A 10887-nucleotide genomic window follows, 5' to 3' on the forward strand; every position below is an offset into this window, starting at 1 on the left:
CCTTCCGGGGCGCCGGCGTTCCCCTGGTTGGCCACCTGGCGGACCTGGTGCCGGCGCCGGTGGTACCCTGTATGGCCGGCAGCTCTCCCCAGGCCCTGCAGCTCCTCTCTCCTTCCGGGGCGCCGGCGTTCCCCTGGTTGGCCACCTGGCGGACCTGGTGCCGGCGCCGGTGGTCTCCTGGATGGCCGGCAGCTCTCTCCAGGCCCTGCAGCTCCTCTCTCCACCCGATGCGCCGGCTGCCACCTGGTCGAATACCTGGTGGACCTTGCGCCGGCGCCTTTGTCAGTCTTGTACATAAAATGCCCGGCAACCTTTGTTTTTACGGGTTCCCGGGCGCGTCCTCTTCATTATTCTTAATTAACAGAAATTTTCCATTCTAGCACCTTTTTTAGATTAATTACTTCATCTTCAAGCGCTTCAATTGCAGCTATAAAAAATTCAAAAACTTCATCAACAGTGTACTCTTTTAAGTAGATTGCTTTTCGTACTTTTGACATGTTTTTCTTTACGACCGGCAGATTTTTCAACTTTTCTGCCCTCCTCTCATATCAACTTTTCATTATCCGTTGCAGGGCGTAGTAGAATACACTTTCCCTATTAACTTGCCTTTATAGCCAAACGTGACGCCATTATCACTTTTTCTGCATCTCTTAGTGCTTCCTCTTGTTGCTTCTTTACTCTTGCACTTATATCATTTTTCTCCAGCTCACACGATAAATAATTTATAAGTGAGTCCATTGTGTAAACCGAGTATGTAATTTGCATATTTTTGAAATTGGTACGTATATCGCGGAGCATTGACAGCCACTCTACTAATTGCTCCGGCCTCATCATCCCACCTCTCTATTGCTCTCTTCATTCTTGGCCAAGACTGGTCCGCTAAACTGTTATACGGTATCCATGAACCCCTACCATTGCAGCCAAATCGTTTATAATTTTTTCATATATTTGTGCTTCATCTATTTTCCCTTGATTAAATAATTCTTTGCATGTTGCTAATAGCGTTCCGGTATAACCTGCTACGTCTATTATTTGATTGAAGTATTTTTTTGACTGATTTTTCCAATAATTATAACTTTCCACCTACTACGCCTCCCTTCCTGTTTACTTACATTGTCTTATATTAATACTATTATATCCCTTTGAGATATCCTTTGTCAAGCTTTATTTTCTTACTTTGTATTTAAATATTAACCTATCGGTCCGGGCGCCGGCGCCTGCGGTCCCCTGGTTGGCCGGCAGCTCTCCCCAGGCCCTGCAGCTCCTCTCTCCTTCCGGGGCGCCGGCGTTCCCCTGGTTGGCCACCTGGCGGACCTGGTGCCGGCGCCGGTGGTACCCTGTATGGCCGGCAGCTCTCCCCAGGCCCTGCAGCTCCTCTCTCCTTCCGGGGCGCCGGCTGCCACCTTGTTGGTCACCTGGCGGTCCTGGCGCCGGCGCCTGTTTTTTCTTTCTGCCTCCTGCTTTTAGTTCAATTGACGTATCTTCTTTTTCTCATCTCAATTTTTCCTTGTCTTACAGTTATGTTGTATTTCCTGACGCATCGGCTGCATAAATTATCTAAAACCCAATAACACCCCTCTACGCATGGGAATTTATCAGTACATGCACAAATAATGCATGTTCTTTCTTGCCGAAATCCGTTCATCATATCAAATTCCCGTTTCCACCCCTTTTCCGCTATTTCTTGTAGTGCTGGTGTTATTGCCACCTTTTCCTGTATTTCCTTTGCTATTTCTCTTGCTATCACTGCTGTTGGTCCAATATTACGGGGGTGCCTTAGTGCCAGTTGTAATTGGCACATTATGACCCATGCTTCCAAAGGTGTTACGTCCATTTTTATCACCTTTAGATCATTGACATACCTCTCAAAATCACTTTTGAAGCGGCGAATATTTTCCGGCTTCATGTTCTTTTCCTCCTCTTGTTGGAAATGATTTTATTGAAATAAACTTCCGTTTTTGCTATATTTAAGATTGATCAGCCTCCTTTTTTTTGCTTGATATATAGTTCCGTTTTTGTATTTTCTCATCACCACCTTAAGCCGATTTTTTGACCGATATATAATACCGCTTTTATACGTAACCGGAGGCGAATCCTAAAGGAGGTGTTTCTCCCCTTGGTTACAAATTCGGTATTGCCTTCAGTGGTAAAAAAATTTCGCTTGCCAGAAATTTTAAACGCTTCTGAACAATCCGCCCTTCTATCTATTCCTAACAAAAATGCTCCTACCGGTCTTCGTAACTTTTGTATGCTTTCTCTTTTTCTCAACCTGGGGCTGAGAGTAAATGAGTTAATCTTACTCAAAGTTAAAGACATTGACTGGCTAAGCGGTAAACTTACCGTACGGGAAGGCAAAGGTGGTCGTGACCGCATCCTTTGGCTCTCAGAAAATGATCTCGAGCAGCTGCATCAGTGGCGTTTAATTCGTCCACCTGGCGGCAGCTATCTTTTCTGCACCCTTGCCGGCGGCCGGCTTAACGATCGGTACGTCCGTGATATGGTGAAACGATACGCGCGCCGTGCCGGCATCGAAAAGGACATTCACCCGCATACGCTGCGCCACACTTTTGCCACCGACCTTTTGCGGGACACTAAAAATATCCGCCTGGTGCAGCGTGCTTTAGGTCATGTCAGCATCGCCAACACCATGATTTATACCCACATTGTTGACGATGAACTTGAGTCATCCTTAAAATCCTTCCGTAACAACCGCCTGCCATCCCGAAAGGAGGGATAAATTATGTTGAAGTATTATCTTTCACCCAGCGGTCTTAGTTTTTTTGAATACACCAGGCTTTGCCATGAATTTACTGCTTTTGGCTGGCAACTTACCTGGTCCTGGCCGTCTAAATTTTTTGACCTTGATCAGAAACCCAACTCTGATCTATCTACACAAGCAGTTAAAGCTATAGGTGATGCTGAACTTTTTATTGCTTTTTTGCCTGGTCGATTTAACACCCATTTTGAAATCGGTCTTGCTTACGCCTGGGCAAATGAAATTGTGCTCGCTGCGCCTCATATCGATTATTTGAATGATTACAATGCCTACGTTTCACATCATGTTTTCCTCCCTGGTATTGTAAATTTCATTTGTGAACCCTTGGAGTTGCCTCAAAAGTTAAAAGACTATTACTTATACCTGGTAGCTAATTGAGCTTTTCTTCTATCATTTTTTTTATTCCTTCGTCAAGGAAGGGATCTTTTAAATCCAGCTTCCTTGCTATCTGTATAATAATTGCTCTTAACGCTCGATCATCTTTTTCCCGAAGTGCTTTTTTTACTAGGAACTCGACTTCATACAATTTGCTCCACACTCCCATAATTTAATCATCTCCCATACTTTTATTTTCTTCATACTTTTCCAGGCTATTTTTAAGCTGCTCAATATACTGTCTCATTGTATCTTTGTCCAACTGCATTGCCTCTTCCGTCAAATGTGGCTTGATTTCATTTACTCTTTTTCGTGGAATTAAAAACCGGCCGCTTTGCAACAAAGCATATATTACTGCCAGTGGATTCCTTGCTAGCTGAAAATCTGTACAATTAATGGCCGCTTTAATTTCTTGGATTGAGTACTGGCTTAACATGTCTACTAAAACCTTTTTATTAACTTCATAACCTTTTCGCGCTATAAACTCTTTCACTATATCCAGGTCGCGTTGCTTTTCTTTACTTTTCTTATTTTTTAATTTTTCTCTCTCCTCTTCTGTTGATGAGAGAGTACTTATATTGGTACTTATATTGGTACTTATTGGGTGTTCCTCGGACACCCTGAGGGTGTTCCTCGGACACCCTGAGGGTGTTCTGAAGACACCCTGGAGGTGTCCCTGGGACACCACTAAATTGTCTTGGGGTGTCTTTTGGACACCGTTATTATGTATACTTTCTTCATTATTCTCACTCGTTTTTTGAGCACAAAAAAACCTTGCCGGGTAAACAAGGTAAATATTTGAGCGATTGCCACGCACCTTTTTTTCAATTAGTTTGCATTCAACGAGAGTTTTTACCGCTTCTATAGCTCTTTTTTTACCAACTCCTATGTCACTGGCCAGCTTGTTGTAGCTTGGCCAAGCTCGTTTTTGTGAATCAGCATATCTTACCAGGGCCAGGTAACAAAGTTTGTCTATTGGTCCCAGAGGCAAACCAAAAACGTCATTTTCGCAAATAAAAAAACCTTTTTCAACAGCGAAACGGATCGTGTTTTCAGACAATTAAAAAACCTCGCTTCCCACAGGATTTCAATCGCCTGTTTACGAGGTTTTCTTACTATGTCAGTTAACTGCCGAATATATATCTTATGTAAACAAAGCGACTGATCTTAAAAAAAGTCTATTAAATTAATTATTTTTCACCAGGTAAACGCCATTGCCTTAATTCACCGTAATTTTCCCTGATACGCCTTACAACCGTGTCGTGGCTTACTCCCACCTCTTTAGCCACCTGTCTTACTGACATTTTCTCTACCAGGTACAGCTGCAGTATCCTTTGCACATCAACTTTTTTTCTTGGTCTTGCCATGTCTCCTCCTTAAACTCCTTACTTTCAGTTTATTTATTTTCATAAGTTTTTTGTCAGCTTCTTTTCTGCTCTCTAATCTTTTTTATCTTACACTATCAGTTATCTTTTAGTCAAGGTCCTTTTTATATTATATTAGTTTTCTTTTTGTACTTTACTTTTTTTAGTTTCATTGTTATTATTTATGTAAACTTTTATCTTACAATTCAGTTTAATTTTTATCGTAAATACAATTATTCTTTATAGGAAGCTGTGCATTTTTTTATGACCAGATCAGCCAGATTTAAACTTAAAAAACAGTTTAGCCACATGTATTTTTATGGACCAGGTAACGGCAAACTGGTTGGTTTATGCATTGAAGCTCAAAAACAAATAGGCCTTTGGGAAATTTACCAGCGAATTGCTTCTATACGTGGCATTATTGGTTATCCTAAACTGGACCGGCCTAACGTAAAACGCAATACCGCCAGACAGCAATTAAACCGTTTGAAGCTTTACCTGGCTATGGTCGCCTGGCGTGAGCTCTCACCATCTGAAAAACAACATTGGAATGAGTTCACCAGTCGTTCCACCCGCAAGGGTGTAAACGAGTTTATAAGTCGCTTCATACTCTCTCTCGGTTTCGGCCGGCAAGGTTTTGGAACCAGCTGCTTCGGTCAGCCGGTTCCTAAAATCATAAATTATGGCTGGGGTATACAGCCCTTCGGTCTTTCCACATTCGGGAGCCCCGGCATCGAGGGCCTTGAGAGGGGCTTTTACTCTAACGTTTACGGCGCACGTTTTGACAAGGCCGCCGGCTTTGGCCAAACTCTGTTCGGCCGGCGCAGCTTTGGCAGCCCTTATCATGTGCGCGGTAATTTCGGCTTTGGCCATCAACTTTTTGGCTGCAGCTCTTTTGGCCAGGTTAAAGGTGCTCCCTGGCAATATGGCCTCGGCTGGCAGTATTTCGGTAATAGTCCATTCGGCAGCACCTTGCCTGGTTTTTACCCAGGGGCTTAAATTATATTTTATTTTTGTTGCCTGGAGGTGTTGTCGTGGAAGATAAATATATTCATTCCTGTTCACAAAGTGAGAAAATCGGTAAACTTATTTCAGCTCAAGAACACTTCACTCTCTGGCAAAAAACACAAAACGGCCGTTTAGACGCAATGGATAAAAAATTATGGGGTATAATCATTCTTCTTGTTGGTGTTCTCGCTTCCTCATTGGCCAATCTTTTATTTTAATCTTTCCCGGAGGCTTCGGCTATGTCTCTTATTAAACTTAACCCTATTGATTTCTTCAAAAGCTTTGGCTGGGTTGTTACCAGTCCTTTTGGTCCGCGTCTTGATCCTTTCGGTAGCGGAAAATTTGTTATGCATAACGGTGTTGATTTAGGCAATAAGCCTATTGGCGAACCTATTTCTACTCCATATTTTGGCATTGTTACCGCTTGCGGTTTTTACGACCGCGCCGGCAACACCGTGGCCATGCGTATAGAATCAGGGGTTATTCAACTCTTTTTCCATTTGCAAAGTATTAATTGCAAAGTCGGTGATCGCCTTAAACACGGTGACGTGATCGGTACTAACGGAAACACTGGGAAAGTCACCGGCACACATTTGCACTATGAATTACGTGTTGACAACGGTGTTTCCACCGGTGGATCCGTTTGGGGTGATCCTGCCAACTTTTATCTTCCAGTTGCACTTCTTAAAACAGAAAATCCCGAACCTGAACAAGTCATACCTCCACCTGAACCGGATCCTATTGCTCAAATTGAGGTTATTGCTTCCGAAACAGAATCGGTTTCGGAAGAATTGCCGGAAATTATTTATCCTGGAGGTGAAAATGTGACCATTAAAAGTAAATTTTTAGAACGCAAGTTTTTAATGACTTTGGCTGCCGCTATTTTATTGGTGCTTACCGACGGCCTGGGCATGGACCTTGACACAAAAACGATCATGGGATTTGTCAGTCTCGTTATAGGTTGGGTCCTCGCTGAAGCAAAAGTTGACGGTGACAAAATAAATAATAGTCATTAATTTTACAGGGGGTTATATTATGCCCAGCGACACTCCTAAACTTGGTCTTAAAAAACCTGAAGAAGGTTCTTTCGGATGGCAAACCGCATGGTATGACAATATGGATAAACTCGATGCACATCCCGGTATTAAAGCTGTTACTTCTACCACGCGGCCTGAAGAACCCTGGCCCGGCCAGGTCGTTTTTGAAATAGACACCAGGAACCTCATGCTTTTTGACGGCGAAGCCTGGCGCGTTATCCAGCTAGAGGCGGTTTAAAATTTGTCTCATAAGTCTTGTAACTTAAAACTTTTTACTCCTGTTACCGGCTCTTTCGGCTGGCATATTGAGTGGGCGCGTAATATGGACATCTTAGATTCCCACCCGGGAATAAAGGTTTGCAGCTCCACCTCCCGACCGCCGTCTCCCTGGCCTGGCCAGGTCATCTTTGAAACAGACACCAGGAACCTCATGCTTTTTGACGGCGAAGCTTGGCGAGGCATACGGTTGCAGTCGTTTTGACTTTTTGCTTATGCGTCGGGATCTGTTTGTCGTAAGGTCTTTTTTTTAAAACAACTTTCTTCTTTTGTTATTTCATTTTTCTAAAGTTGACATAATAGTCATTTCTGGTTTACAATTAGTTAAAGTTCTCAGGAAAGGAGGATTTTGTTCATGGCAAAAGTTACCGGTCCCCTCTTCTCGGTGGATGCCCGTGGCAAAATAGCTGACACCATCGTTTTTATGGGCTGGCGCGGTCTTAAAACTGTTCGCCGGTGGCTAAAACCTGCCAACCCTCGCACCGTTGCCCAGGTTACAACTCGTAACTTTTTTTCTACTGCTGTCTCTCTTTTCCAGAATCTTTCCGGTTTTGATAAAGGCGCTTTACGCACCGAGGCCAGCGGTCAACCCTATAGTGGCTTTAATTTATGGGTGGGTTGGGTCAAAAAGTGCCTTGATTCAGGTAAATCTTGGGTAACAATCTCTGATGTAACGGCAGCGCCTGGCAGTAGTGGCAGTGGTGAATGTACTATTACAGGTTCTTGCAGCGAAGCTATCATTGATCTTGTTATTCGCTATGGCAGGACTACAAGTCTACTAGACGGTGAAACTGAGGTTACCACCGGTGCCAATTCATTTACTAAAATACTTAACAGTCTTTTACCCAACGAAACTTATTATTTCAAAGTTTTGCTTAAGACACCTAACAGCAAACAAGGCGAAACCGGGATATATAGCTTTGTTTCTCCCTCCGCTTAATAGACATTGTTTTTTTGCGGTTTAACCATAAATCTCATATGTCAGTACATGCCCGGTTTATTTTTCCGGGTTTTTATTTACATCCTGGGGGGAGTAGTACTGAAACAAATAACTGATTTCAGGGGGGCTGACCTGGCTATTGCCTTAAGCCTCATCGGCCGCGATTACGTTTATACGGCTCACAGACTTGTTGACGCTTCTAATTCCAAGGTTTTGTTTACTGTCTTTCAAAGTTCTTTTGTTCCTGGCGTAAGATCCAAGGCCGATATGCTTATTGACTCTCTTGTTCATGCTCATCAGCGCGGGGTTAAGGTGAACGTTCTTGTAAATTACTCCGGTTCCACTTCGATTATAAGCAAGAACCGCAGTCTTGCTCAGCATCTGGTGGAGCACGGGATTTCAGTTCGCTCTGCCGGCCGCAGCTATCTTGTCCATGGTAAAGTGCTGATTGTCGACAGTGAGGTTGTGATCATCGGCAGTCACAATTTAACCCAGCGCGGCCTGTGGCAGAACTACGAAGCAAGCATTGCTATTCATTCAAAAAGTATTGCTTCTGATTTTGAAAAATGGTTCACCTGGTTGTGGGAACGGTGCAAGGAGGTAAAGTCGTTTGGTTAAGATATGGGGTCTGAATGTCCCGCCTGAGTTGGCCAAGGACGTGCATCACATGTTTTCTCACCGCCATTTCGCCGACCGCGACCATATGTGACGCCGTCGCCGCAATGGCGGACCGCCGTCCGGTGGCAGGAAATTTGTTCAAGATGATTTTTCTTTGGCCGTTCAATGCTGGCATAGACAAAGTGAATCCGATAAGCAGCAGTGGTATCAGCTTGCTTCTCAGGCGGGATGGTCTAATTATTATAATTACTTCATTAGTTTAACCCAGGCCAGTTATCGAATTGGTGTAGTCCCGCCCTGGTGCAAAGTCATGGCTCCTTCCGGAGGAATGCTTGAAACCAGGCGCACCTATTATGAAGTTATGGATTGGATTCCCTTTATTACTGGCAATCCTGGCGATAAAGTTAAAATCAGCTTTCTTGTTTGTGCCTCAGATTTATTTTCCGTTTATGATGAAACAGGTCAAACATGGTATAGGGATTCTGTTGATTTTGGCATATACGGCAGTTATCTTGGCGGTGAGATAGACAGATTTTATCTTTTTTCCCGAATTGAAGGTGATCCCAATTGTGCCGGATGGTACGAAGATGCCATTGAATATCCTGATTATTGTAATTATTACTTTCTCTACGGTAACTTTAAAGATTTAAAATGGTACCAGGTTGAATATGAAAAAGTAATCCCTTCTCCTTGGGTTGGCCTTGACCAATGGAGAGTACAAATCATGGTTGACCAGGTTCAATATTACCAGGGTCCAAGTAATAGCGTTTTTTGGTTTGATGAATTTAAGGTTTTTCTAAATGATGTTGTTATATGGGAACGCAACTTTGACCCTCCTCCTGACGTTGACCCACCGCCTATTTTAGAAGGTGATCAAATAATTAAAGCCAGCAAAACTCCTTGGATACGTTATGACAAACCTGTCCCGGAGTGCACAGGGGAGGAGTAATATGGCCAAGGTTAAAGGTCCGTTAAACAGTTTACGCGCCAGGGGGCGTTTTGCCGGCGTTCTTGATTTCAGGGATTACCCGGCTGGCTCCATGCATGAATCTCGTGTCTACATTCAACCTCAGCGTAAAAAACCCAGCGGCCAGGCCCAGGAACAAAAACAGCTTTACGTAAAACAAATTTCTTCTCTTTGGCGCACTTTGACCCAGGAGGAGAAAGACAGCTGGGAAAGTCTCGCTTTTGATTATAAAAAATACGGCGCTGAGTACGTCTGGCGCCCTGAGCTCTCTAATTATCATAAGTTTATGAGCTATAATCTTAAACGAATTTCCAAAGGGCTTGATCTTGTCAAATTTCTTTATGTACCGGAAGTTTTTATTCCGCCTATATCTTTTTACTACTTTTTTCCTTATATTGGTTATTCTTTTGAGGTTTTACCTCCTGAGATTCCAGCTTATAATCTTTACTCTCTTCCTTTGGTTACTTATTCTCTGGAGGTTTTACCTCCTGAGATTCCACCATATAATATTTACTTTTTGCCTGTTTTGACTTACTCTCTTAATGTTTATGCTCCAGGTTTACCGTATAACTTTTATTCTTTGCCTGTTTTGACTTACACTTTGGAGGTGTTTTGATTGATTAAATCTCGGTTTTTTCTTAAAAATGACCCTGTTTTTTTACGAGAATTTGATGAACGGCTAAATTTGCAGCGCTCCTGTATTGAGAAACACTTGTTCGTTCCTCCTATTGTTACATTGAAGGTCAGTTTGTCTTCTAAAGCTTTTGGTGAACGTGTTTTTTTCAGCAATAGTTATGTCAGAAATTTTTATAACTGGCTTGTCAGTCAATGTGCCGGCGCAACTTCTAATATAGGAGGTTCTTCTTTTGGTGATGGTTCATTAGCTAACAAGTCTGTCACCGGTTCTACTCGTTCTTATTCTTACTATTTTTTTCATTCATATTACATAAATGAGTTTGCAGGCACTCAAGGCTCTATGTTGGGTATTGTTATTGGTAAATCTTCCATTCCTTTTAGTTTTGATCATTATAATTTGCAAGATATTATAAGTTCCGGCACAAACACAAATCAGTTAGTATATAATGCTCCTTCTTCTCCTACTCGTACTTGGGATTCAGAAACAAGATTATTTACAGTACATCATGAGCGAAGTTTTTATAACGGCAGTGGTTCTAATGTATCTGTTACTGAAGCTGGGTTTAGGTCGACTCTTTATTATACCGGTTCTTCTTCCGATACTTTTTTATTGTTAAGGGACTTATTACCTGAAACCTGCATAGTTCCACCTGAAGAAACTCTAACTCTTACTTACAATTTTTCTATAACCTATCCGAGTTAATACTATTTTTTTCACAATATGAAATCAGAGCGTATTGTCAACGTGGCTTTTTTCCAGATACCGGTTTCGACCTGCGGCCTAGTTATTTATTTTTTTATTATTAAATATTCGGAAAATAAGCGGCCGGGGACTAGTTTTAAATAATCGTTCTTTCCTACTGCCCCGTCTTCAAGGGCGTTGATGTACT

17 protein-coding genes are annotated in these 10887 nt (G+C 42.6%); 11 read left to right on the forward strand and 6 right to left on the reverse strand.

Going from position 1 to position 10887, the window contains the following annotated elements; translation table 11 throughout:
• Positions 1 to 353: 353 nt before the first annotated feature.
• The 3 genes from PHV30_10670 to PHV30_10680 form a co-directional block, all read right to left on the reverse strand.
• Positions 354 to 527, reverse strand: coding sequence for a hypothetical protein (locus tag PHV30_10670; GenBank protein ID MDD5457476.1), 174 nt, complete (start codon positions 525 to 527; stop codon positions 354 to 356).
• 352 nt (positions 528 to 879) lie between these two features.
• Entirely contained in the window at positions 880 to 1083 is a 204-nt protein-coding gene (locus PHV30_10675) for a hypothetical protein (GenBank protein ID MDD5457477.1), read from the reverse strand.
• Between the two features lie 385 nt (positions 1084 to 1468).
• A complete protein-coding gene (locus PHV30_10680) occupies positions 1469 to 1906 on the reverse strand; it encodes a hypothetical protein (protein ID MDD5457478.1) in 438 nt (145 codons plus the stop codon).
• A 210-nt stretch (positions 1907 to 2116) separates the two neighbouring features.
• Between PHV30_10680 and PHV30_10685 the strand changes: the two genes are divergently transcribed.
• Both PHV30_10685 and PHV30_10690 read left to right on the forward strand, forming a co-directional pair.
• Positions 2117 to 2737, forward strand: coding sequence for a tyrosine-type recombinase/integrase (locus PHV30_10685; GenBank protein ID MDD5457479.1), 621 nt, complete (start codon positions 2117 to 2119; stop codon positions 2735 to 2737).
• Positions 2738 to 2740: 3 nt separating this feature from the next.
• Positions 2741 to 3154 carry a hypothetical protein gene (locus PHV30_10690; GenBank protein MDD5457480.1) on the forward strand — a complete coding sequence of 138 codons (414 nt, stop codon included), beginning with the start codon at positions 2741 to 2743 and terminating at the stop codon, positions 3152 to 3154.
• Here the strand turns inward: PHV30_10690 and PHV30_10695 are convergent.
• From PHV30_10695 to PHV30_10705, 3 genes are all read right to left on the reverse strand, one after another.
• The gene (locus PHV30_10695; protein ID MDD5457481.1) at positions 3147 to 3320 is read right to left on the reverse strand and encodes a hypothetical protein; all 174 of its coding nucleotides are present in this window, start codon (positions 3318 to 3320) and stop codon (positions 3147 to 3149) included. The two genes, PHV30_10690 and PHV30_10695, sit on opposite strands and share 8 nt — an antisense overlap.
• A gap of 3 nt (positions 3321 to 3323) precedes the next feature.
• On the reverse strand, positions 3324 to 4211 hold the full coding sequence (locus PHV30_10700; GenBank protein ID MDD5457482.1) for a helix-turn-helix domain-containing protein: 888 nt from the start codon (positions 4209 to 4211) through the stop codon (positions 3324 to 3326).
• A 130-nt stretch (positions 4212 to 4341) separates the two neighbouring features.
• The gene (locus PHV30_10705; protein MDD5457483.1) at positions 4342 to 4518 is read right to left on the reverse strand and encodes a helix-turn-helix domain-containing protein; all 177 of its coding nucleotides are present in this window, start codon (positions 4516 to 4518) and stop codon (positions 4342 to 4344) included.
• Between the two features lie 261 nt (positions 4519 to 4779).
• Here PHV30_10705 and PHV30_10710 point away from each other — a divergent pair, with 261 nt between their 5' ends.
• The 9 genes from PHV30_10710 to PHV30_10750 all read left to right on the forward strand — a co-directional run bounded on the left by PHV30_10710 (position 4780) and on the right by PHV30_10750 (position 10700).
• Positions 4780 to 5514 (forward strand): hypothetical protein, encoded by a 735-nt coding sequence (locus PHV30_10710; protein MDD5457484.1) that lies wholly within the window; start codon positions 4780 to 4782, stop codon positions 5512 to 5514.
• A 35-nt stretch (positions 5515 to 5549) separates the two neighbouring features.
• On the forward strand, positions 5550 to 5741 hold the full coding sequence (locus tag PHV30_10715) for a hypothetical protein (protein ID MDD5457485.1): 192 nt from the start codon (positions 5550 to 5552) through the stop codon (positions 5739 to 5741).
• Between the two features lie 21 nt (positions 5742 to 5762).
• The gene (locus PHV30_10720) at positions 5763 to 6539 is read left to right on the forward strand and encodes a M23 family metallopeptidase (protein ID MDD5457486.1); all 777 of its coding nucleotides are present in this window, start codon (positions 5763 to 5765) and stop codon (positions 6537 to 6539) included.
• 19 nt (positions 6540 to 6558) lie between these two features.
• Positions 6559 to 6798 (forward strand): hypothetical protein, encoded by a 240-nt coding sequence (locus PHV30_10725; GenBank protein MDD5457487.1) that lies wholly within the window; start codon positions 6559 to 6561, stop codon positions 6796 to 6798.
• A gap of 393 nt (positions 6799 to 7191) precedes the next feature.
• Positions 7192 to 7776, forward strand: a complete 585-nt coding sequence (locus PHV30_10730; GenBank protein ID MDD5457488.1) for a hypothetical protein — start codon at positions 7192 to 7194, stop codon at positions 7774 to 7776.
• A gap of 48 nt (positions 7777 to 7824) precedes the next feature.
• The gene (locus tag PHV30_10735; protein ID MDD5457489.1) at positions 7825 to 8394 is read left to right on the forward strand and encodes a phospholipase D-like domain-containing protein; all 570 of its coding nucleotides are present in this window, start codon (positions 7825 to 7827) and stop codon (positions 8392 to 8394) included.
• 154 nt (positions 8395 to 8548) lie between these two features.
• Positions 8549 to 9343 carry a hypothetical protein gene (locus tag PHV30_10740; protein ID MDD5457490.1) on the forward strand — a complete coding sequence of 265 codons (795 nt, stop codon included), beginning with the start codon at positions 8549 to 8551 and terminating at the stop codon, positions 9341 to 9343.
• Position 9344: 1 nt separating this feature from the next.
• The gene (locus PHV30_10745; protein MDD5457491.1) at positions 9345 to 9977 is read left to right on the forward strand and encodes a hypothetical protein; all 633 of its coding nucleotides are present in this window, start codon (positions 9345 to 9347) and stop codon (positions 9975 to 9977) included.
• Positions 9978 to 10700 (forward strand): hypothetical protein, encoded by a 723-nt coding sequence (locus PHV30_10750; GenBank protein ID MDD5457492.1) that lies wholly within the window; start codon positions 9978 to 9980, stop codon positions 10698 to 10700.
• Positions 10701 to 10887 lie beyond the last annotated feature (187 nt).

It is taken from the genome of Candidatus Margulisiibacteriota bacterium, assembly GCA_028715625.1.
Taxonomy (GTDB): Bacteria; Margulisbacteria; Riflemargulisbacteria; order GWF2-35-9; family GWF2-35-9; genus JAQURL01.

Coding starts and splice junctions, on each gene's coding strand:
- PHV30_10680 (MDD5457478.1), bottom strand. CDS start 1,906: ATGAAGCCGGAAAATATTCGCCGCTTCAAAAGTGATTTTGAGAGGTAT.
- PHV30_10690 (MDD5457480.1), top strand. CDS start 2,741: ATGTTGAAGTATTATCTTTCACCCAGCGGTCTTAGTTTTTTTGAATAC.
- PHV30_10695 (MDD5457481.1), bottom strand. CDS start 3,320: ATGGGAGTGTGGAGCAAATTGTATGAAGTCGAGTTCCTAGTAAAAAAA.
- PHV30_10705 (MDD5457483.1), bottom strand. CDS start 4,518: ATGGCAAGACCAAGAAAAAAAGTTGATGTGCAAAGGATACTGCAGCTG.
- PHV30_10710 (MDD5457484.1), top strand. CDS start 4,780: ATGACCAGATCAGCCAGATTTAAACTTAAAAAACAGTTTAGCCACATG.
- PHV30_10720 (MDD5457486.1), top strand. CDS start 5,763: ATGTCTCTTATTAAACTTAACCCTATTGATTTCTTCAAAAGCTTTGGC.
- PHV30_10725 (MDD5457487.1), top strand. CDS start 6,559: ATGCCCAGCGACACTCCTAAACTTGGTCTTAAAAAACCTGAAGAAGGT.
- PHV30_10730 (MDD5457488.1), top strand. CDS start 7,192: ATGGCAAAAGTTACCGGTCCCCTCTTCTCGGTGGATGCCCGTGGCAAA.
- PHV30_10735 (MDD5457489.1), top strand. CDS start 7,825: ATGCCCGGTTTATTTTTCCGGGTTTTTATTTACATCCTGGGGGGAGTA.
- PHV30_10745 (MDD5457491.1), top strand. CDS start 9,345: ATGGCCAAGGTTAAAGGTCCGTTAAACAGTTTACGCGCCAGGGGGCGT.